The sequence below is a fragment of the Paenibacillus sp. JJ-223 genome (assembly GCF_927798175.1).
In the GTDB taxonomy this organism is placed as follows: Bacteria; Bacillota; Bacilli; order Paenibacillales; family Paenibacillaceae; genus Paenibacillus; species Paenibacillus hubeiensis.
The window spans coordinates 551,167-571,688 of record NZ_CAKMMP010000002.1 but is presented as its reverse complement, the minus strand read 5'-3'; the positions used below and the strand labels follow the sequence as shown (position 1 = coordinate 571,688).

Annotated in this window: 21 protein-coding genes and 1 pseudogene; 16 read left to right on the top strand and 6 right to left on the bottom strand. The window is 45.8% G+C overall.

Going from position 1 to position 20,522, the window contains the following annotated elements:
• Window positions 1-2 precede the first annotated feature (2 nt).
• The 6 genes from L6H98_RS06075 to L6H98_RS06050 all read left to right on the top strand — a co-directional run bounded on the left by L6H98_RS06075 (window position 3) and on the right by L6H98_RS06050 (window position 5,433).
• Window positions 3-437 carry an Lrp/AsnC family transcriptional regulator gene (locus L6H98_RS06075; RefSeq protein WP_236413613.1) on the top strand — a complete coding sequence of 145 codons (435 nt, stop codon included), beginning with the start codon at window positions 3-5 and terminating at the stop codon, window positions 435-437.
• A gap of 393 nt (window positions 438-830) precedes the next feature.
• The gene (locus L6H98_RS06070) at window positions 831-1,109 is read left to right on the top strand and encodes an alpha/beta-type small acid-soluble spore protein (RefSeq protein WP_236413758.1); all 279 of its coding nucleotides are present in this window, start codon (window positions 831-833) and stop codon (window positions 1,107-1,109) included.
• Between the two features lie 796 nt (window positions 1,110-1,905).
• Window positions 1,906-2,337: a MarR family transcriptional regulator gene (locus L6H98_RS06065; RefSeq protein ID WP_236413611.1), complete on the top strand. Its 432-nt coding sequence runs from the start codon at window positions 1,906-1,908 to the stop codon at window positions 2,335-2,337.
• A gap of 18 nt (window positions 2,338-2,355) precedes the next feature.
• The gene (locus L6H98_RS06060; protein ID WP_236413609.1) at window positions 2,356-2,994 is read left to right on the top strand and encodes a peroxiredoxin-like family protein; all 639 of its coding nucleotides are present in this window, start codon (window positions 2,356-2,358) and stop codon (window positions 2,992-2,994) included.
• Between the two features lie 439 nt (window positions 2,995-3,433).
• Window positions 3,434-4,399, top strand: coding sequence for an alpha/beta hydrolase (locus L6H98_RS06055; RefSeq protein ID WP_236413757.1), 966 nt, complete (start codon window positions 3,434-3,436; stop codon window positions 4,397-4,399).
• Between the two features lie 80 nt (window positions 4,400-4,479).
• The gene (locus tag L6H98_RS06050; protein WP_236413607.1) at window positions 4,480-5,433 is read left to right on the top strand and encodes an alpha/beta hydrolase; all 954 of its coding nucleotides are present in this window, start codon (window positions 4,480-4,482) and stop codon (window positions 5,431-5,433) included.
• A gap of 288 nt (window positions 5,434-5,721) precedes the next feature.
• On the opposite strand, the gene L6H98_RS06045 is transcribed toward L6H98_RS06050, so the two are convergent.
• On the bottom strand, window positions 5,722-6,594 hold the full coding sequence (locus L6H98_RS06045) for an SDR family oxidoreductase (RefSeq protein ID WP_236413606.1): 873 nt from the start codon (window positions 6,592-6,594) through the stop codon (window positions 5,722-5,724).
• Window positions 6,595-6,690: 96 nt separating this feature from the next.
• Complete coding sequence (locus tag L6H98_RS06040; protein WP_236413605.1) at window positions 6,691-7,554, bottom strand: helix-turn-helix transcriptional regulator; 864 nt, start codon at window positions 7,552-7,554, stop codon at window positions 6,691-6,693.
• Between the two features lie 244 nt (window positions 7,555-7,798).
• Here L6H98_RS06040 and L6H98_RS06035 point away from each other — a divergent pair, with 244 nt between their 5' ends.
• Window positions 7,799-8,266, top strand: coding sequence for an SDR family NAD(P)-dependent oxidoreductase (locus tag L6H98_RS06035; protein WP_236413604.1), 468 nt, complete (start codon window positions 7,799-7,801; stop codon window positions 8,264-8,266).
• Between the two features lie 103 nt (window positions 8,267-8,369).
• Entirely contained in the window at window positions 8,370-10,118 is a 1,749-nt protein-coding gene (locus L6H98_RS06030; RefSeq protein WP_236413603.1) for an ABC-F family ATP-binding cassette domain-containing protein, read from the top strand.
• Between the two features lie 85 nt (window positions 10,119-10,203).
• Here the strand turns inward: L6H98_RS06030 and L6H98_RS06025 are convergent, their stop codons facing one another.
• Complete coding sequence (locus L6H98_RS06025; RefSeq protein ID WP_236413602.1) at window positions 10,204-10,587, bottom strand: RidA family protein; 384 nt, start codon at window positions 10,585-10,587, stop codon at window positions 10,204-10,206.
• A gap of 105 nt (window positions 10,588-10,692) precedes the next feature.
• On the opposite strand from L6H98_RS06025, the gene L6H98_RS06020 reads away from it, so the two are divergent.
• The 5 genes from L6H98_RS06020 (at window position 10,693) to L6H98_RS06000 (ending at window position 15,224) form a co-directional block, all read left to right on the top strand.
• Complete coding sequence (locus L6H98_RS06020; RefSeq protein ID WP_236413601.1) at window positions 10,693-11,028, top strand: helix-turn-helix domain-containing protein; 336 nt, start codon at window positions 10,693-10,695, stop codon at window positions 11,026-11,028.
• Window positions 11,029-11,258: 230 nt separating this feature from the next.
• A complete protein-coding gene (locus tag L6H98_RS06015; RefSeq protein WP_236413600.1) occupies window positions 11,259-11,846 on the top strand; it encodes a sigma-70 family RNA polymerase sigma factor in 588 nt (195 codons plus the stop codon).
• Window positions 11,821-12,882 (top strand): hypothetical protein, encoded by a 1,062-nt coding sequence (locus L6H98_RS06010; RefSeq protein ID WP_236413599.1) that lies wholly within the window; start codon window positions 11,821-11,823, stop codon window positions 12,880-12,882. The genes L6H98_RS06015 and L6H98_RS06010 overlap by 26 nt, the downstream gene beginning before the upstream one ends.
• Before the next feature lie 115 nt (window positions 12,883-12,997).
• Window positions 12,998-14,071, top strand: coding sequence for a hypothetical protein (locus tag L6H98_RS06005; protein ID WP_236413598.1), 1,074 nt, complete (start codon window positions 12,998-13,000; stop codon window positions 14,069-14,071).
• Window positions 14,072-14,150: 79 nt separating this feature from the next.
• Window positions 14,151-15,224 carry a hypothetical protein gene (locus L6H98_RS06000; protein ID WP_236413596.1) on the top strand — a complete coding sequence of 358 codons (1,074 nt, stop codon included), beginning with the start codon at window positions 14,151-14,153 and terminating at the stop codon, window positions 15,222-15,224.
• Window positions 15,225-15,324: 100 nt separating this feature from the next.
• Here the strand turns inward: L6H98_RS06000 and L6H98_RS05995 are convergent.
• A pseudogene (locus tag L6H98_RS05995) lies at window positions 15,325-15,453 on the bottom strand (IS3 family transposase); the annotation flags it as partial.
• 220 nt (window positions 15,454-15,673) lie between these two features.
• Here L6H98_RS05995 and L6H98_RS05990 point away from each other — a divergent pair.
• The gene (locus L6H98_RS05990; protein WP_236413594.1) at window positions 15,674-16,093 is read left to right on the top strand and encodes a VOC family protein; all 420 of its coding nucleotides are present in this window, start codon (window positions 15,674-15,676) and stop codon (window positions 16,091-16,093) included.
• Window positions 16,094-16,352: 259 nt separating this feature from the next.
• Window positions 16,353-17,258: an AraC family transcriptional regulator gene (locus tag L6H98_RS05985; RefSeq protein ID WP_236413593.1), complete on the top strand. Its 906-nt coding sequence runs from the start codon at window positions 16,353-16,355 to the stop codon at window positions 17,256-17,258.
• A gap of 153 nt (window positions 17,259-17,411) precedes the next feature.
• On the opposite strand, the gene L6H98_RS05980 is transcribed toward L6H98_RS05985, so the two are convergent.
• Window positions 17,412-18,239 carry a helix-turn-helix transcriptional regulator gene (locus L6H98_RS05980; RefSeq protein ID WP_236413756.1) on the bottom strand — a complete coding sequence of 276 codons (828 nt, stop codon included), beginning with the start codon at window positions 18,237-18,239 and terminating at the stop codon, window positions 17,412-17,414.
• Window positions 18,240-18,468: 229 nt separating this feature from the next.
• Here L6H98_RS05980 and L6H98_RS05975 point away from each other — a divergent pair, with 229 nt between their 5' ends.
• On the top strand, window positions 18,469-19,218 hold the full coding sequence (locus tag L6H98_RS05975) for an SDR family oxidoreductase (protein ID WP_236413592.1): 750 nt from the start codon (window positions 18,469-18,471) through the stop codon (window positions 19,216-19,218).
• A gap of 381 nt (window positions 19,219-19,599) precedes the next feature.
• Here the strand turns inward: L6H98_RS05975 and L6H98_RS05970 are convergent, their stop codons facing one another.
• Entirely contained in the window at window positions 19,600-20,466 is an 867-nt protein-coding gene (locus L6H98_RS05970; RefSeq protein ID WP_236413591.1) for an SDR family NAD(P)-dependent oxidoreductase, read from the bottom strand.
• Window positions 20,467-20,522 lie beyond the last annotated feature (56 nt).

Sequence of the window (20,522 nt, the reverse complement as noted above, 5' to 3'; positions counted from 1 at the left end):
GGATGGATCATCTAATCGATGATATGGATAAAAAGATCTTGCAGCTGCTTCAACACAATGCACGAATGTCTATCTCTCAAATCAGTAAAGAAGTCAGTATGTCCCAACCTTCAGTTAAAGAGAGGATTTTGAAACTTGAAGATAAGAAGATAATTTCCGGGTATTCCACAGAATTAAATTTAAAGAATCTGAATCGGGGCATGACTACGTTTATACTAGTCAAAACAGAACATTGCCAGATGATCGTTGATTTTTGTGAAATGGCTAGGGAAGTAACGGATTTATATCGAATAAGCGGAGAATATAATTATCTTATCAAGGTACAAACGGCATCGATTGAGGAACTTGCCGAATTTCAAGATTCCCTTTTAAAGCTGGGTCCCTCAAAGTCTCATATCAGTTTGAAAAATATATTGGAACACAGGGTTGTACTCTAAATCTGCCAAATTTATTCTGGAATGATGGCTTATCAAACCTGCCGTAATAGTTAGCGGGCTGAACCGTATCATAAGTAGGGCGAAAAATGCTGTTTCCTGGCCTTGAGATCTTTAAAAACGTCTGTTTGAGGCATTATGCGTTACGAATGACTATTGTCAATAAAACAATTGTTTCATAGCCTGCTGAATTTGGCGACTGATCCAGTCGCTTCAGATTCTTCAGCAAGTGAGAAGTGCAAAAACAGCTTCTTCGTCTTTTGTAAATGAATCAAAAGTACTTTGATCGGGAGATTAAGAGGAGATGATGATTTAACTCATAAATTTTAGGGAATAGGGATGAAATTTTGTGCTTCCGGGCATGTTATGGAATAACATCGAGGGGAGTGCTGTATGATGGCAAGAAGAAGGAGAAAATATGCGGTGCCAGGGGTCGAACAGGGAATGCAAGCGTTCAAAGCAGATGTAATGAAGCGCGAAGGATATACCGTAAATCCGAATCAACCAGACGATGTAAAATACGAAGTGGCGAAGGAGCTTGGTGTGCCTCTGCACCCAGGAAACAATGGTCAACTGACAACAGAATCAGCAGGCCATGTCGGTGGCAAAATTGGCGGTTCCATGGTTAGGGAATTGGTCCGTCTCGCTCAGGAGCAAATAGCGAACAGGGAGTAATCCTGAACTGAAACTTTCTGAGCACTGGCTTGAAAGAACATCCGGTGGTTTTTATTAAGATAACTTACCCCTTTTCACAAGAAGGGGTATTTGTCTTGTCTTTCATTTTACACTGTCAACCAAGTGGAGAATCCGAGTAAGGAGATGGCACCAACCGACGGGCTTTTGGGGTCGGCGTGTTGTTGAATCCTAGGGATTGAGGCAGGTGATAAAGGAATAGGAGAACAAACCGCCCGTCCAATTTTAGCGCTTTAAGTAGAGTTCTTATTTACTTAGAGAAGTCCCAGTTGCATTCTGGGGTACATACCGAGTAAATCAAAGCTATCTTTTCCCGTGCACAGCCTCATAGCCCGCGTCTTCTGGGCGTGGGACAACCCCTGGGTGTTCGAGAATTACACTCAGCTCCTATTTTGACTAGCTTCACGGCCTGGTCGGTAAACGTCAGGTTAGTCTCGGGATGATTTTCTCTATCCTGCATCAGTCGCACCTCATTCTTCTGCACGATCTCAAATCCACGCTTCTTCCAGTACTCGACGAACTTCTAGGTGCACGTGACCTCCGCCACGTTACCTGGGAATCTTCACTATTGAGCGGGCATCTCTAGCGCCTATCATGAAATACGTGTTCAAAAAAATTCCCTAAATTTAAATTGTATAAAATTAAATCGTTGACAATATAGAGAGGGGTATGTATTATTGGCTTATAAAAGTTGTGCACAACTAATTTGCAAACAACTTAAAATGAGGTGAAGTACATGTCACATCATTAATCAACATTATAGAGAGGTTGACCTCACATGCTGCAACTTAACGAACACCTTTGCTTTTCCTTATATACTTGCTCCCGAGCTATTTCTCGGTTGTATCGACCGCTATTAGAGGAGATGGGAATTACCTATCCTCAGTATCTCGTATTGCTATCCCTCTGGGAAAGTAACGGGCGGACGGTGAAAGAACTGGGAGAACAATTAGACCTCGATTCAGGCACCTTGACGCCGCTGCTGAAACGGATGGAGATGAACGAACTGATTAGGAGAGTAAGATCAACGGAAGATGAGAGGGTTGTCTTGGTCCTGCTCACAGAGAAAGGGTTGGCCCTTAAGGAGCAATCCGATTGTATTCCATCCGAACTCCTCTCAGCCAGCGGAATGTCAATCGAAGATGTCTCGGAATTAAACAAAACGATCAAAGAGTTAGTAGAGAAAGTCGTTCAGACTAGCGGGAAATAATCCATTCGAGGTGTGATCATGTCAACTATGACCTTAACTTCAGCGTTAGAGAAGATTACGGCAGCAAGCCCTTTTGAAGTGCAGGCGATACACCAACGTGTCATCCAGCAGCTTCAAGAGGGAGGGAACGCCACAGGGCTACCAGTCGGGACGAAAGCCAAGGACTTTGAACTGTCAGATTCACTTGGGAACCAAATAAATTTAGCCGACGAACTGGCAAAAGGTCCCGTTGTCCTTACCTTTTACAGAGGAGGATGGTGCCCTTACTGCAATCGGCAGTTAAGAGCATACCAAGAGATTCTCCCCGACATTCAGGCGCTAGGCGCGCAGCTTATCGCAGTCAGTCCACAATTGCCGGATTATACACTGTCTGATCAAGAGAAAGCAGAAATGTCATTTAAAGTTCTCAGCGACCCTAAGGGAATCGTTGCCGCCAAATATAACCTGTTGTATGACGTGCCTGACTATCTGAGGGACATGTACTTAAGCCATAATATTGATCTGCACGAGTACAATGGGACAGATCATTGGGTGCTTCCGATGACGGGAACGTTCATGATTGACGAATACGCCGTTATCCGTTCCGCATATGTGAATCCCGATTTTACCAAAAGAATGGAACCGGAGGATATTCTCTGGGAGCTGCAAAAGTTATGATCTTTTTTTTACCCGTAAAGATTGTGCAAAATTAAATTTTTAACAACTAATAATGGCCATAACTACATTGGACGGCAAAGGCCTGCCATTGATGCAATATATGATTACCAATGAATGGAATAACAAAGGAGAGAACCCGAAAATGAAGAACAAATTCAAAACATCCGTTGTGGCCATGATGGCGCTCGGCATGACCATTACCGGCACGGCCGGCGTATATGCAGGAACCCATCAAGAGAAGATCACGGCATATTTAAACAATGATATCAAGTTTAAGGTCAATGGCGCGGAATATGCTCCTACGGATGCGAACGGTAACAAGGTTTTGCCGATCAGCTATAAGAACTTGACTTATCTTCCGGTTCGCACCCTAGCGGATGCTCTACACGTTTCGACCGTCTACGACGCTCAGAATAAGCAGATTTCGATCGGTTCCACGGTGTCGGAAAATAACACCACCACTTCTAATCATAAAGTCGTGCTTGAACCGGCAGCTCAGAAGTTTGTCGAGGATACTGCCAAACCTCCTTATTTGTTCGATCTCGGCCCAGTAGAGGGAAGGAAAGCCGTGGATCAAGTACAATCAGGTGACGTGGAAATGCCAGACGTGGATCTTCAGCATTTGACGATTCCAGGCGGACCAAAAGGCAGCGTGTCACTTACTATTGTTCGTCCGAAGGGAGTAACGAAAGACCTGCCGGTTATATTGTACACCCACGGAGCAGGTTGGGTATTTGGAGACGAGCTGACACATTCACGTCTCATTCGTGAGCTAGCCGTTGGTTCCAACTCAGCTGTAGTCTTTACGAACTACGATCTCTCTCCGGAAGCAAAATATCCGGTTGCTATCGAGGAGATTTACACAGCGCTACTATGGGTGGCCAAAGATGGAAATAATAATGGACTGAATTCACAGAAAATCACAGTAGCTGGAGATAGTGTGGGGGGCAATATGACGGCGGCGGTTACATTGATGGCTAAAGACCGTAAAGGCCCGAAAATTAGCAAGCAGCTTCTTTTCTACCCTGTTACGGATGCCAAATTCGACACCGCCTCCTATCAACAATTCGCTACGGGCTATTTCCTGCGTCGTGATGGTATGCAGTGGTTCTGGGATCAGTATACGACAGATCCGAAACAAAGAAACGAAATCTATGCTTCACCGCTTCGTGCAACGAAGGATCAGTTAAAGGGATTGCCGGAAGCGCTTGTAATCACTGGTGAGGCGGATGTCCTGCGAGATGAAGGCGAAGCCTATGCTAACAAGCTCAGAGAAGCAGGTGTACCTGTAACGGCTGTACGCTTTCAAGGCATTATTCATGACTTTGTAATGTTGAATGCCTTAAAGGATACAAATGCTGCACGCGGAGCAATGCTGTTGGCCAATTCTTGGCTGTCCCAATAATAGAAACGAATTTTTTTACCCTTAATAATTGTGCACAATTTAATTTCTTAAAACTAATGTGATATGAGGAGATGTTGAAAATGACCAAAAAAATTATTCTGGAGTCCGCCGCACAACAATTTGCTGAGGCAACTGCGAATCCGCCCTACTTATTCCATCTTGAACCTGAGCAGGGGAGAGCGACGGTAGACGAAGTTCAGTCGGGAGATACCAAGAAAAAAGATGTAGACATTGAGGATCTCAATATCCCAGGCGGACCAGGCGGTCAAGTGTCCGTTCGGATCCTGCGTCCGAAGAACACGGCTGGCCAACTGCTTAAAACGGTTTTGTACATACATGGTGCAGGATGGGTGTTCGGTAATGCCCATACTCATGATCGGTTGATTCGCGAGCTAGCGGTCAGAAGCGGATCGGCCATCGTATTTCCTAATTACAGCTTGTCTCCCGAAGTCAAATACCCGACAGCTCTTGAAGAGATCTACGCTACGCTGCAATGGATCGCTTCCTCCGGCAAGGATCATGGCCTGGATTCGGATCATATCTCCATCGGCGGCGATAGCGTTGGCGGAAACATGACTGCGGCAATCACGTTGATTGCTAAGGAAAGAAAGGGACCTGCGATTAAACGCCAGCTGCTATTCTATCCGGTTACGGATGGGGGAATGGATACGGACTCGTATCATGAATTTGCCGAAGGATACTTCCTTCGCCGTGACGGGATGGCTTGGTTCTGGGAACAGTACATCAACAAACCGGAAGAGTTAAATGAAATCTATGCTTCTCCTCTGAGAGCTTCCATCGACCAGCTTCGCGATCTTCCTCCAGCTCTCATCATTACGGCGGAAGCCGACGTTCTTCGAGATGAAGGCGAGGCCTATGGGAATAAGCTTCGGGAAGCTGGTGTAGAGGTCACAACGGTGCGTTATCAAGGAATCATTCATGATTTCGTCATGTTGAATGCTTTGGCGGATACGTTGGCCGCCCGCGGTGCTACTGCATTAGCCAGCGCTTGGCTGAAAGATGGATTTCAATAAAGGATCAGGGAGAGAAAGATATCCTCTGCTATCTGAGATGATTAACCCAACATAGAACGTCAAAAACCGGGACCTTATTTGGCGAATCCCGGTTTTTGAGTTGCTTAAATGGTCATTTAATTAATTGGGTACTTTTAAAATTCGCCGTAGACCCGTTAAGCTGAACCGTATCACAAATAACGAAAATCCCTAAACAAGCTCCCCTTTAAGTAGACTGGGTTAATAAATAAATCGGCTACTTCAGAGGAGCATATCAGTTGTCGTGGATGTCGAATGCTTTGGTATCCTTTAAAATGGTTTTACCACATCATCTGAATCAGTGGAGTAAGCCAGCTCTTTCTGTGCTTCCAGAGCGGCCAGTCTGTCCAGCAGGGCTGCCCGGATTTGCTCATAGGCGTCACTGCCCAACGCCATACGTATCGGGCCCTCTCCCTGGTCGACACGACGGATAATCTGCTGCGCCATTTTATCCGGATCGCCGACAACCATTTGATTGAACATGCTCATATCTATACCAGGCAGTTCTCCCTTCATCAGGCTAACGAATTGGCCTGCCTCCGTATCCCGGTATTCGTCCATCCGCTCGCCGAATACGGCGTTGCTTGTAATGAAATTCGTTCGGATTCCGCCGGGCTCCACCATAGTGGTCTTAATATTGAACGGAGCCACTTCCTTAGCCAGCGCTTCAAAGGCTCCTTCGACCGCCCATTTCGAAGAGCAATACAGCCCCATACCCGGAATAGAATAATGACCCGCCATACTCGAAATCTGTACCATGTGACCGCCGCCCTGCTTGCGGAAAAAGGGCAGGACTGCACGCGCTGCACGTAGGGAGCCAAGCACATTGGTCATAAACTGATGCTCAATTTGCCTGTCGCTTGCTTCTTCCACTGCGCCATACAAGCCATAGGCTGCATTATTGACAAACACATCGATCGTGCCCAGTTCTAAAAATGCACGTTCCACCACTTCAGCAATTTGCTGAGAGTTTGTCAGATCTAGATTAGCCTGCCATAGCCCAGAGCCATACTGTGCCTGCAGATCATCCAGCACACCCGGCTTGCGTACCGTTGCGGCTACACGGTCCCCTCTATCAAGCAACTGGCGAGTTATACGTGAAGCCAAGCCTCCTGATGCTCCTGTAATGAACCATGTTTGCATGCTAAACACCCTCCAATCGTTGTCATCCACTGAATCATACAAGCAACTGGAGGGAGCTAGCCACAGCACGTCTATTCTATTAACGGGAGTAACAGTCTACGGTAGCTGCCTGTCCCGCTCAAGTAAACGCAGTAATCTCTCCTCCGTACCTGAACCGGGCACCGGAACAAAGAAACACCAGTGCAGTCCCGGGCCATTATCGATTACAGCCGCGGAGTGGAGCTCGAACTCCATCTCCTGTGCGCCAGGAACACGGAATAAAGCGGTAGCTACGCGTTTTTGTTTGATTTCATATAACTCCCAGAAATGTACGAACTCCGCGCTTTCCCGCGTCAAGCGTTCAAACCTTTCCATATATAACGGGTTGTTCTTGTATAGATCGAAGCCTGCCCGCAGAACGGCTACAGAGTAACGGGCAGCGCCTTCCCAGTTCACCAGTCTATTGCGGTAATCCGGCTTTAAAAACATAATGTCCATCATATTCCGTTCGTTGTCCGGCAGACTGCCGAAATCGGCTACGATCAGTTCTGCCGCTCGATTCCAGACGATAACGTCCGTACCTTCGTCCGTGATAAAAGAAGGATAATGCAGCTGATCTACGATTAGCTGCAAAACTCTCGTATCCGGCCCTTCGCTATTTGGCACTGTGACGACGCTAGCCACATCTACATTGGCGAGATCGAATAGATGCTTCTGCTCGTCTTCGTCAAGCTGAAGCGCTTTGCTGATACTTAGCAGCACTTCCGGCGAAGGATTAACCTCCTTGCCTTGCTCCAGCCAGGCATAGTAAGTCACGCTTATATTGGCAAGATAAGAGACTTCTTCTCTTCGAAGACCCGGAGTACGTCTTCGTCCGGGCAGCGGCTGGATCCCTGCCTCTGAAGGCTGTAACCGTTCCCTGCGCGATTTAAGGAAGTCACCCAATGCGGATGGAGAATGATTCTTTTTCAAGTGGGTCACCTCTATTTACTTATCTATTTACCTATAGGGAAGATGCAGATTGCTAGTACCAAATGGACCAAAAGAACGTTATATATGATTATTATAATCTCTGTTGAATGCCGTTTCTACAAAAGAGAACCATAACGAGTACAGAGGCTGTTAATCCCGCTAATAGTATAAGCATGATGTGGTTGACTTCTCTCCACCGACAGTACAATGAAGCTAATTTACGTCAGAGACGCTTAAATAGGAGGTTGGCTTCTTGAACAAATATATATATCGAAACAAGCTGGCTGTAGTCACCGGTGCTTCATCCGGAATCGGGAAAGTGTATGCCAAAGAACTGGCGGCACGAGGCTGTCATGTCGTTCTGGCAGCTCGCTCCAAGGACAAACTGGATGCAATGGCAAGGGAATTCAACCGCCAGTACGGTGTAGAGGCTTATGCACTCGCTTGCGATTTGTCCAAAGCGAATGCTCCGCGTCAACTGGCCGAACAAATATCCGAACTGGGCTTGTCTGTCGATATTCTCATCAACAACGCAGGCGTTGGCACTTATGGCCGTTTCGAGGAAATAGACCCGGAGCGCGAGCAGGAGGAGATTCTGCTGAATACGGCTGCGTTAGTCGATCTTACGCATCGGCTGCTGCCCGATATGCTGGAGAGAAAGGATGGAATCATCGTTAACGTGGCTTCGATGGCTGCGTTCATGGCTTGGTCTAAGCATTGAATTTGGCAGTAAACAGTGTTAATCTGAGGTGCGGCAGACTCCGTATTCATGTTCTGCAGTACCTCTAATCAACCCCATTTCAGCTACCAAGAAAGGTAACACAATGATCAAAGTTGAACACTTATCCTTCTCGTTCCCGCAAAAAGAACTGTATACCGACATTTCGTTCACACTTGAAGAAGGGCAGCACTGCGCCTTTATCGGAACAAGCGGCAGCGGGAAAAGCACCCTGATCGAGATTCTGATGGACCCGGAAAAGCATTTGTTCGATGGCAAGCTGGAGATCGAACCGAACTGCCGAATCGGTTACGTCAGTCAGTTCTCGCAGGTGGACCCGGCGAAAGAAATGACCGTTTTTGAATATATTAGTGAAGAATTTACCAAGATTCAGGAGAAGCTCAACGTGATCTATGCCGAAATGGCGACGACATCGGATATGGATTCGCTGATGGAGAAATATCAACTCACTCTGGACGCTTTGGAATCGATGGGCGGGGACGATTTCGAGAGCCGCATTCATAAGAAGCTGAATCTGGCCAATCTCGCGAAGTTAAAAGATGTTAGCGTAACCTCCTTAAGCGGCGGGGAATTCAAACTCATTCAAGTCATGAAGGAAATGCTGACGAATCCGGACTTGATGATCATGGACGAACCCGATGTATTTTTGGACTTCGAAAATCTGAACGCGCTCAAAAAATTGATCAACTCCCACAAAGGCATGCTGCTGGTCGTTACGCACAACCGCTATCTTCTAAACCATTGCTTCAACAAAATCATTCACCTGGAAAATACGGAAATTCAAGAGTTTGACGGAAGCTATGTCGAATATCATTTCTCGCTGCTTCAGACCAAAATCGAGCTGCAGGAGATCGCTGTCGCTGAGGCAGAAGAGATCGAGCGATACGATCACATCATCGACAACCTCAGAGCGATCGCGACTTATAATTCAGAAGCATCCAGAGGCCGAGCGTTAAAAGCCAGAGTCAAGTTCCAAGAAAGACTGGAAGCGCGCAGAATCAAAGCGCCGTTCGTCGAGATCAAGCAGCCGGATATCCGCTTCGGGATCGAGCATGAAATGGAAGACGCAGTTGTTGTAAAAGTCGACCATTATAGCGCGTCCTTCGACGAGCTGCTGTTGGAAAACGTAAACTTCGAGATCAAATCCACGGATAAAGTCGCGATCATCGGTCCGAACGGCACCGGGAAAACGACTTTGCTGCGGGACATCTTCCGAAACCATCACGACTCGATCGGAGTCCATGCGGATACGAAAGTGGCGTACCTATCTCAGCTTCAAGGCGAAACGCTGCAAGATTCGAATACGATCCTGCATGAATTCATCGACGCCGGATTCAAAACTTATGACGAGGTCAGAGCGTATCTGGCGAACTACGGCTTCGAAGAAGAGATCCTTGAGCAGAAGATCGAATCGTTGTCCGGCGGAGAAAAGAACATGCTCCAATTGGCTAAAGTCGCGGCCAGTCAAGCCAACCTGCTGCTGCTTGACGAACCGACGAGCCATTTGGACATCTATACACAGATCGCGCTGGAAAAAGCCATCATCGACTACAAAGGTGCGATCGTTATGGTCTCGCACGATTTCTATTCCGTCGTAAACGGGATGGATTATGTGCTGATCGTTGACAATAAGACCATTCGAAAAATGAGTATGCGAAAATTCAGACAGATGATCTATGCCAGTCATTTCGATAAAGACTACTTGGAAACGGAGCAAAAGAAAAAGTTGGTCGAAATGCAAATCGAATCGGCCTTGAAAGATACCGATTTCGAACTTGCAAAAGGATTGGTCGACGAGCTGGAAGGATGGATCAAGCAGCTGTCTGCACTCTAGCAAACGCCACAAGCTTAGACGATTTCGGGAAGAACAATCGAATATTCGAAGAGAGGAGCTTCAAGCGAAGCTCCTCTCTTTTTTCTTAGCCTACATGCGCCACAGCCCGAACCTCTACCCACTGTTCCGGAAATGCCAGGTAAGTCACCCCGATCATGCTCCCCGCCGGCCGATGTTCTCCGACATACTTTTTGAACAGTTCGATTGCGGTTTCCCCGTGCTCCTGTGCATTCGTCAGATACAGCTCCACGTAAGCCAGATTATGCTTCGTCGCTCCGAACTCTCGTAACACGGCATCCAAATTCTCCAGCGTCTGCTTCATCTGTGCCCGAATATCGCCTGCTCCGACGAACTCGCCCTCGGCGTTATGGGAGAACTGTCCCGAGATATACAGCGTGCTGTCGACAAGGTACCCCTGCGAAATTCCGTGATCCCAGAGATTATGGTTGTATGTTTGAATGGTCGTCATTGTTTTAGCCCCTTTACTTTAAAGTAAGGCTAGTATAGACTGGGCGAAAATAAAAGGATAGTACGCACAAAGAAGTGGGCTACTATCCGAAAGGATAGTGTGAACATGGGCATTTCCGATTTGAAGGGCAAGGAAACGGTAATCCAAGACACACCGTTCGGTTATACGATGTCAGTGATCGGCGGGAAGTGGAAGATGGCAATTCTGTATCTGGTGTCCGCCAAGCAGCCGATTCGATTCAACGAAATGCAGAGACAGCTCGGAGCGGTGACGTACAAAGTTCTCAGCGCGCAGCTTAAGGAATTGGAGGCCGACGGGCTGGTTAAGCGCGTGGAGTATCCGCAGATTCCGCCCAAAGTGGAGTATTCGCTGACACCGAGAGGGCAGACGCTGCTGCCTGTGTTGGAGCAGCTGTGCGAGTGGGGAGCACAGAATCGGTGAGGTTCATGAATTTTTGCAAGGAACCGGAAATTTTGGCAGCGTCCAGAATCTGAACGCATCTGGTTTACGGTACGTAAAGTGTAATTGATGCAAAGAGCGCCCGAGCCATCCCATTAGGGATGGCTCTAAAACTTGCCTTGATGATGTTACCAAGTATTATTTTTGATGCTGCTGTCACAAAATGAGCTGCATTGGTGTTTTAAGAGTGTAGGCAGGAGGGGGTATGACTTTTGGATAGAGACTACAGAGAGTATGAATCAAACCCAGAAGAAATTGAGATGCTGGTCGAAAGGACTAAACTTGGGGATAAGGAAGCTTTCGCTTCTATTATTAAAATCTTTGAAAAACCAATGTATATCTATTGTTACCATATGCTCAAAAACAAAGAAGAAGTCGAGGATGCTCTACAAGAAATATTTATCAGAGTGTATGAACAGATCCATAAGTATCGTCCAAATATGACTTTCTCGGCATGGCTGTACAAAATTGCCTACAACTACAGTCTGAATCAAATCAGGAGCAGAAAAAGGTGGTTTCGTTTTATCGATCGTTATAAATATGATCAGCCTGAAACTTCGACTCAGCAAATAGACAGTCAAACGACACTGAAGGATCTTCTAAATTTACTGACTACCGAAGAGAGACATATATTAGTTCTCCGGGCGATTCATCGATATCACTTTAACGAGATTAGTGAAATCATGAATATGAAGCCAGCAACCGTGCGCAAAAAGTATGAACGCCTTCGCAAAAAACTGCAGACGAAGGAAGTTAGTGAAGGAGGAACAGTGAATGCGTCGATCACCAAATCCATCTAAAACCGTTAGTATTCACCAGGTGGAGCAAATGATTCGGGATACGGAGACGCCAGAGCACAGCATGAGTCAACAGATTGTCGAAAAACTTGAATCCAAAAGCGTGCCACCACAAAAACCGATCTTCACAAGAAGAGTGGGAGTTATCGCAGCGGCATTGGTTGCTTTTTGTGTGTCTCTAACTCCTGTCATGGCTCAAGCCATAGAGCGGCTATCCTTGCTTGAATATATTAATCCGTTCGCCAAAGAAATGAAAGTAAATCCAAATGAGAAGGCCGATACAATTTATGTACAAGGCTCGGATGGGAATAAGAAATTTCATTCGGGGATGATTCGCTTTGATGACATTGAGGATCAAGAGTTTAAAAGTCAGCTGCAAAAGGTATGGAATGAGATTTTTCCCCAAGGAGAAGGAATTAATGATGTGGTTATGTACGAATATAAACCGGACACATTTCACATAGAGGCGCGAAACGAAAACAGATCCATCGAATTTGACCAAGGTAAATGGTATTATGCGCAGCAAACGATTGGAGAGGAGCAGGTTCCAGATGCTGCAAAAGATGCAGCGGACCAAGCTTTTCATAAAGTTGGGGATTTTAAAGAAAGTGAACGGTCAGTAAGTCAAATGGTCTTAAGACCCGATCAGAATCCGGTGTATAAGTTCGTGTATCATACACACGAGGGTTCGATCCTCATTGATGTACAAAAAAATACGAATCAGATCACAAGGATTGTAGCTTTTCCGCTGTCGGATCAACTTAATCAATTGGACGATAAAAATAAATATCATGATTTAGTTGAGAAAACAAAAGCAATTGAGCTGGACATGATTCATGAGGAAACCGTGAAACAGGCTAAAGCCTGGATGAATTTGGACTTGGCTGATTATAACGTATCCAAACTTGAATCAAGGTTTGATACATTAACGTTCACAAAAGCGGGTTCTCCAGACGTGACTGCGCTATTCACCTCTAAAGGAACGATCTATTCAATTAAAATTGAGCTAAAGCAGTTATCTGAAAAAGGAACGGACTAATCAATGCAATGAGAGGGGGTGGTGACTGCTGATTTCATAGATTTATTTCAACGTGGCTGAAGAGTTCCATTAAAAACTTTGTGTAAGTAAATAAAAAATAAAGGAGTTTATTCATATGAACAAAAAAATAATTTTTCCTATCATCGGAGCAGCCTTATTATCAGGGAGTTTGCTTGGATTTGATACGTCGAATCAATCAAATGCATATAACAACGTAAATTCAAACATCGAACAAGGTGCTAAATCAGAGCAAACCCCTATGCAAAAGGCTCAGGATAAACTTAAAGAATTGACAGGAAATACGTATACGTTAATTCAAGGAACGGCTACGAAAGATGCTATCCATTTTAAAAGAGAGAACTTCAAGGACGATATTATTGCTTATAACATGAATGGAAAGCTCGAAACGTTCAGTATTAAAATCAATTATGAAGATTTAAACGGTGGAAAATATCAAACCAAACTGAAGGAAACGTGGAAAGCTTTGTTCCCAGGGGAAGAACCGAAATATGTGAATATCTCAGAGTCAATCTACTATGAGGGTACAATCTCATCGAATGCTATGCAAAACAAGCAAATTTATATGCAAGAGAATGGCGATGTTTATGGCGTAAATTATGCTCCTGACAATGCCCCGGCAAGCGTGCAGAAGAAGGCTGATCAGGTATTCTCCAAGCTTATCGATGGAAATGTCGAGCAGGGGGCCAAGTTGGATCGTATGTATGTCCTCGATGGCAAACCGAATGTGTATCAATATAAGTATAAATCAAAAACGATGAATGTGAGCTTTGCCATTGAAGAACAAACGCTGGAACTGCTCCAAGTCGATGTATACCATACTGATGGTAAAGGTGTAGATAGTTATGAAGAATTCCAGGAACAAGAAAAAGAAAAGAGTACAGAGATGAAGAAGTTGACATTGGACACTTTAATGAAGAACGCAATGAAAGACGCAAAAACGATGTTGGATCTGGATTTGAAAGGATATAAGGGAGAAAGAAGTGCAGATGCATGGGATGAAGATTATATGACGTTCACCAAAAAAGGGGCGCCTTCAGTTACTGCCAGATTTAATAAAAACGGATCGTTTAGCAGCTTTACCATTGATAAGTATAATCAGGAAATCGATTTTTACGGAATGACCATCGTAGGTCCCCCAAATGAAGAACTCAAATTGTTAATTGACTGATATGTATTGAAAAGCGGCTTGGAGATGCACTTATATTTCAGTATAACCATGAGGTAGCAAAAGAAAGGAGTTCATTGATATGAACAAAAAGAAAATTTTCCCTATACTCGGAGTAGCCTTATTATCAGGAAGTTTGCTGGGGTGCCAAACACCTGTTCAGGCAGATTCGCCTAACAAGGTAAATATCAATGCTTCACAGGATGTTAAGGTGGATCAAAAGCTTATGCAGCAGGCTCAGGATAAACTGAAAGAGCTAACAGGAAATACCTATAAGTTAGTTCAGGGAACAGCCATGAAAGATTTTGTGAATTTTAAAAGAGAGAATTTCAAATATGATACGATTTCTTATAAAAAGAATGGAAAGCTCGAAAATATCAGTATTAAAATCAATTATGAAGAGTTAAACGGTGGGAAATATCAAACCAAACTGAAGGAAACGTGGGAAGCATTGTTCCCAGGGGAAACACCAAAGTATGTGGATATCTCAGAGTCAACCTACTATGTGGGTACCATCTCATCGAATGCCAAACAAAATAAACAAGTTTATATGGAAGACAACGGAGAGCTGCATGGCGTAAATTATGCACCTGACGATGCCCCGGCAAGCGTGCAGAAGAAGGCTGCTCAGGTATTATCCAAGCTTACCAATGGTAAGGTAAAGAAAGGAGAAAAGTTGGATCGTGTGTTTGTCCTCGATGGCAAACCGAATGTGTATCAATATAAGTATAAATCAAAAACGATGAATGTGAGCTTTGCCATTGAAGAACAAACGCTGGAACTGCTCCAAGCCGGCGTACATCATAGTAATGGTAAAAGCATAGATAATTACGAAGAATTCCAAAAGGATGAAAAAGCAAAAGATGCAAAGATCAAGAATCTGACGTTGGATACATTAATGAAGAATGCAGTGAAAGACGCAAAAACGATGCTAAATCTGGATCTGAAAGGATATAAGGGAGCAAGGGGAACAAATGCATGGGACAAGGATCAAATGACGTTCACCAAAAAAGGGGCTCCCACAGTCATTGCGACAATGAATGCAGATGGATCGTTTAACAGCTTTATCGTAGAGAAGTATGGTCAGCATCTCAGTTTCGGCGGAAACACGATTGTAGGGCCTGCAAATGAGGAGCCAAAAGTATTAAACAACTAATTCTAAATGTAGGAATTTTGATATACGATTGGGCCAAGTCGCTGAAAAAGAAAAAGCCATATGATTGAAGTGCCCCCAAAAGTTAGACGCGGTGATTTCATCAGGCAGCTTTCTCAAAATGAGTTCGGTACTGTACCGGGCTCATTTTTATTTTTGCCTTCAACCGTTTGGTATTGTAGTAACCATTCCCTTTACGCGACATGCTTTGGAGAATGCTTCTCGACTTAAGCGGTTCGCCGACACCCCGTTAAGCCGGCAGGTATCTGATTCTGGAGGAATTCCATTCCGAGAGGGAGATTGGACAGCACGGAGAACCGTACCGGAGGTTGAGGAAGACTTTGTATATTATACTTTAATATGTAAGAGTGGATGAGGATGATATATAATATTTCATAGTAATGATATCCGATGACAGAATTTGATTAAATTGATGCTGGAGGGGTGTAGGTATGGGCATGGGAGTAAAATTAGAAGGAATCACTGTTTTGGCGCTTGATGTCCCTAGATTGACTAGATTTTATCGTGATGTCCTGGGATTTAAGGTTCTTGTAGAAGAAGAACATTACACTGAATTTGAGAATGATGGTGTTCGTCTGGCCATTTTCGCGGCACCCTTAATGGCGGATAACACAAACGGCCACCATTCTTTTGTAGAAGAGCGTAGAGGGCAAGCTTTTGAGCTTAACTTCGAATGTGATTCTCCTGAGGATGTCTATGTGATGTATGATGATTTTGTTTCAAAAGGGGCTACAGGGATAACAGCGCCGAAGGTGATGTCCTGGGGGCACACCACGGGCTTCTTTGCAGATCCAGAAGGCAACATTCATTCCCTCTTTGCAGTTAACCCCGTTACGGCGGAGAATGCCTAAGAAATACATCCCAAGAAATTGTCAGAGCTTAAAAAGCAGCGATTCGAGTTCAGTTCACTTTATAAAAAAATCAGCAGAATTAAAGGAATGGCGGCGCCAGGGAGTTCATCCCTGCTCCGCCATTTCTCGCTTTTGGTCTGTTACCACAAATGAGGGCCCAAAAACTTAACCGTTACAGACAAGTTTTTGTTATGCAACTGGAATCAAATATGCCACAATCGCTGGTGATATGATTGAGGGGAAAGGAGGGAGGACGTCCATGTACGAATGGAACGAAATGGTGCAGCTTATGGTGGATTGGGTGGAGGCTAACATAACAGAAAGCAGGTCTCTTTTAAATATGTCGGAGCAGCTCGGCTATTCCCCCTATTATTGTTCCAGGCAGTTCAACCAATTAACTGGAATGACATTACGCGATTACGTCTGGACCCGAAGAATCAGCCGTGCCGCCTTGGAGCTCCGTGACACGGACCAGCGGATTCTGGATATTGCCGTAAAGTACGGATTTTCATCGCAAGAAGCGTTTACACGAGCATTCAGCAAGGCTTTTCAGCTTACTCCGACAGCCTACCGAAAAGCGCCCAGGCCTATTAAGCTGGCTATTCGTCAGGAGGTATTCTCGCCTTATCATTATTGGATCAAGGAGCGCGAAAAGATGAGCAATGTACATTTGCAACCGGTTGGGATCAAAGTCGAGTTCATTCCGGCGCACAAATTTATCGGCATCTGGGACATTTGTGTACAAAACTACGGAGATTTCTGGAACCATGGCCACAATTGTGATGAAATCAGTGGCACGTTAGAGAGTATGTCGAACCACGTCCTCCCCGGACAGCTCGGTCAGACGGCAGGATGGTTTTATCAGAACGGTCAGAAGGGATACTTGTATGGAATCCCTGTTTCATCGGAGTACGATGGACCCATTCCGGCAGGAATGGAATGCAGGGATATCCCGGAATCGGAGTACCTGGTCTTTTTCCACCCGCCGTTCGATTACCTGAAGGATAATGGTGCTGTGATGAGAACCGTTGAAGAAGCTGCATCGAAATTCGACCCCAAAGAAATGGGATATGAATGGGATGAGGAGATCAAACAGGATTACCAGCGGCATTTTCCAGAGGGATATGGTTATGCAGTGTTACGGCCGGTAAAAAAGAAGATTTAGCTGTTCAAAATGAAAACCGCCCGAGTCCGGCCACCTAGCGTGATCAGGATTTGTGCGGTTTTTGCATGTGCGGTACTTTTTCATTCACGATAACATAGGGCCTTCATGCAGAAAACTGCGGCAGCAAAGAAATGTTGTTTTGGGATCATGAACTTACTTTAGCAATTCTTCCAACTGTTCGTCGGTCCCCGAGTTTTCAAGTGGCGTGAACACCCTCATTGCAAAAGCGCTGCTTTCAGAGATTGTAAACGTATGGTAACGGAAAGTCAGCAGGCCAGCTTCTGGAAGACGGATTATTTGTTCCCCTTCCAATATACCGGAAACCTCTTGTCGATCCCATAACGTCTTGAACTCTTCGCTTCTGTCATATAACTTGTCGAATAGCTCTTGGTACCACGAATCGTTCATATACAAGGCAAACCGATTTCTGAAATGAGCCACCATCGTAGAGGCGACATTCTCCCAGTTAACGATCCGAGACTTGTTCTCCTCTACCTCGAAGACGCGCCAGAGCATATTTCTTTCAAGCTCCGGGGCTCGGCTTAAGTCTCCGCACAGCGTACCTGATATTCGGTTCCATGCGAGAACGTTCCAGTGCCTATCGATAATGTAGGCCGGGTAGGTCCCCATTCTGTCCAGAATCCGCTGCAGGGAAGTGGGGACGGAATCATTCGCTTTTGGCTGAGGAAGCGAGGAATGATTGGCCAATACGAGCAGGTGGTTGCGTTCGTCGCTGTTAAGCCGTAATGTTCGTACCAAGCTTTCCAAGACTTGCTCAGACACATGAATGTCCCGGCCTTGCTCCAGTGCGGTATACCACGGCAAGGAAATGCCTGATAAGCTCGCGACTTCCTCCCGTCTTAAGCCCGTTATGCGACGGCGCGATGTTTCAACCAGCAGACCCGCCTCTATCGGGGATAAACGCAAGCGGCGTGACCGGAGAAAGTCAGCCAATTGTTTACGTCTTCTTTCATCATTCATCACGAAGTTCCCTCTCCATAGGGTGATAGAATTTATAGCAGTGTTCACGGCAATACTATAAATCCAGACCTATTTGCCGATTTTATGACTCATTATAATCTACTTATCTTCCGTCGTGAAGGAGAGTCGGAGATAAGACAAGCTGTACCGTTCGCATGGATTAGCTGTTCGCGGCTGAAGAGAATCATATTGCAAGGTCAGTCCAATCATAGAATACGAAGGAGAATTTATGGTGAAATCAGAACAGATCGAACGTGGGTATAGTTTCAAAGGCAAACGTGTTGTTGTTCTTGGAGGAACGTCCGGAATCGGGTTTGCGGCAGCGGAAGCCGCTGCATGTGAAGGAGCATCCTTAGTCGTCGGGTCCAGTCAAAAAGAAAAAGCTGACCGTGCCGTTTCGCGTTTGCCCGAAGGTACCCAGGGGTATGCGATTGATCTGACAGATGAGGAACAAGTTCGTCAATTTTTCAGCGAAATCGGGGAATTCGATCACTTGGTCTTTACTGCCGGCGACCCATTGATGGTTGAAAGTCTGGGCACCACCGATGTCGATACAGCACGCCGATTGTTTAACGTGCGATACTGGGGAGCGTTTATGGCCGCCAAATACGGCAGCCGAAACATCAGAAGGGGAGGGTCAATTACGTTGACTACGGGCGTTGCCGGAGTTCGTCCGCAGAAGGGGTTTACTGTCTCAGCCAGCATATGCGGCGCTGTTGAGTCACTCACCAGGGCGTTGGCCGTCGAGCTGAGTCCGCTTCGCGTCAACGCCGTTTGCTTCGGCCTTATGCGTACCGAGTTGTGGGACGGTATTCCAGAGGAACACCGGAACGCGATGTATGAAGATGCTGGGAAATCATTGCCGGTTGGGCGAGTCGGCGAACCGGAGGACGGTGCTGAGGCATTTCTTTACTTAATGCGCGAGAAATATTCCACCGGTCAAATCATTGTCGTAGATGGCGGATCTACTCTGGTTTAAGTTTCTTGTACGGTGAAGGAAAGCGAGATTTTGATTAGGAGGAGTTGTCTAGAAGGTGGGCAATAGAGGAGGAAGTTGTTGCGGGTGCTGGCTCAATAACCTTATTAGGGGGACTCCAGGTTACATTAGACAAGGTGAGTCCGCCATAAAAATGAGGCATACTCACAACCGATGAAGGGGGCACCCATAAGGGTGTCCCTTAAAGCGATATCCCGACAGAAGCCTTCAATGAGGTCGGATGAAGTCTGCAATGAGATGTCCGATCTCGTCCGTCGCGTCCTTCAGGCAGTAATGACCCACGCTGGCTAGCCGATGGATGTGAGCGGTCGGCTCCCTAAATGGCCTCGGAAAATCGTCTCCTAAGCAACGTTCTTCTGGAACTCAGCCATGAAGAACACTCCCACCAAGAAACTCACGGCTATATATGTCGGAGATTCTGTCCAGCACACCCTGCGCGTGCTCTGTAAACTTCAAGTCGGTCACCCGATCTTTCAACAAAAACACGCCGGTTTCATTGCGGTGTTTACCGAGTGCTGCTTCAAATAACAGGTTGGCGCCATGGGTAGGCGGAGAGGCAAAGAGCTTCATAAACAGTCCAAACGATCCGGTCAGCCCGGAATCTTTCCCTTTTCTTAGCGTGTTATTAATTCCCGGATCAACGCTGCGGATCTTGATGCCTTCCTTGGCAAGTTGTGGTGCGACGGCTTGGGTCCACAACGAAAGAGCCAGCTTTGAAGTTGCATAAGGGCCGTACATTTTGCGGAAGGTTGTGGGATGCTCCAAGTTTTCGATCGAAAACTCCTTCGTAAATCTAAACACCTGCGATGAAGTGTTAATCACCGTTTTTAAACTGCCTTTTTTCAAAAGCTCTTTCAATTCCATCAGAATGATATAAGGAACGACCGTCAACAACTCATAATGCATTTCGCGGCCTTGTTTCGAATAGCGCAGCTCACTTAAGCCTCCTCCGGCGTTGTTGAACAACATATCTATCCGCTGCTCTTTGCTTTTGATTTCTTCCAAAGTGTGTCTCAAGCTGCCATAATCGGTGAGATCCTTCACTTTATAGGTTCGGAGCCATCCGTTCTTGAGGGCATTTTGTATGAGCATATCGTCCGCCGGTAAATCGGAACGGTTCAAAGTAATGACCTGCCAGTTCTGCGATAGAAGTTTTCGGGCTAGTGCCAAGCCGATTCCCTGGCTCGTGCCTGTAATCAATGCGATATGTTCCCGTTGATTCGTATTCAATGGATGTCCCCCCCTCATATTTCAAAATACGCTCAAGCGTATGCGTCCCGGGTCTT

What these genes read in the sequence shown, in the direction of transcription:
- L6H98_RS06075 (WP_236413613.1), top strand. Translation starts at nt 3, where the DNA reads ATGGATCATCTAATCGATGATATGGATAAAAAGATCTTGCAGCTGCTT.
- L6H98_RS06070 (WP_236413758.1), top strand. Translation starts at nt 831, where the DNA reads ATGGCAAGAAGAAGGAGAAAATATGCGGTGCCAGGGGTCGAACAGGGA.
- L6H98_RS06065 (WP_236413611.1), top strand. Translation starts at nt 1,906, where the DNA reads ATGCTGCAACTTAACGAACACCTTTGCTTTTCCTTATATACTTGCTCC.
- L6H98_RS06060 (WP_236413609.1), top strand. Translation starts at nt 2,356, where the DNA reads ATGTCAACTATGACCTTAACTTCAGCGTTAGAGAAGATTACGGCAGCA.
- L6H98_RS06050 (WP_236413607.1), top strand. Translation starts at nt 4,480, where the DNA reads ATGACCAAAAAAATTATTCTGGAGTCCGCCGCACAACAATTTGCTGAG.
- L6H98_RS06045 (WP_236413606.1), bottom strand. Translation starts at nt 6,594, where the DNA reads ATGCAAACATGGTTCATTACAGGAGCATCAGGAGGCTTGGCTTCACGT.
- L6H98_RS06030 (WP_236413603.1), top strand. Translation starts at nt 8,370, where the DNA reads ATGATCAAAGTTGAACACTTATCCTTCTCGTTCCCGCAAAAAGAACTG.
- L6H98_RS06025 (WP_236413602.1), bottom strand. Translation starts at nt 10,587, where the DNA reads ATGACGACCATTCAAACATACAACCATAATCTCTGGGATCACGGAATT.
- L6H98_RS06020 (WP_236413601.1), top strand. Translation starts at nt 10,693, where the DNA reads ATGGGCATTTCCGATTTGAAGGGCAAGGAAACGGTAATCCAAGACACA.
- L6H98_RS06010 (WP_236413599.1), top strand. Translation starts at nt 11,821, where the DNA reads ATGCGTCGATCACCAAATCCATCTAAAACCGTTAGTATTCACCAGGTG.
- L6H98_RS06005 (WP_236413598.1), top strand. Translation starts at nt 12,998, where the DNA reads ATGAACAAAAAAATAATTTTTCCTATCATCGGAGCAGCCTTATTATCA.
- L6H98_RS06000 (WP_236413596.1), top strand. Translation starts at nt 14,151, where the DNA reads ATGAACAAAAAGAAAATTTTCCCTATACTCGGAGTAGCCTTATTATCA.
- L6H98_RS05990 (WP_236413594.1), top strand. Translation starts at nt 15,674, where the DNA reads ATGGGCATGGGAGTAAAATTAGAAGGAATCACTGTTTTGGCGCTTGAT.
- L6H98_RS05985 (WP_236413593.1), top strand. Translation starts at nt 16,353, where the DNA reads ATGTACGAATGGAACGAAATGGTGCAGCTTATGGTGGATTGGGTGGAG.
- L6H98_RS05980 (WP_236413756.1), bottom strand. Translation starts at nt 18,239, where the DNA reads ATGAATGATGAAAGAAGACGTAAACAATTGGCTGACTTTCTCCGGTCA.
- L6H98_RS05975 (WP_236413592.1), top strand. Translation starts at nt 18,469, where the DNA reads ATGGTGAAATCAGAACAGATCGAACGTGGGTATAGTTTCAAAGGCAAA.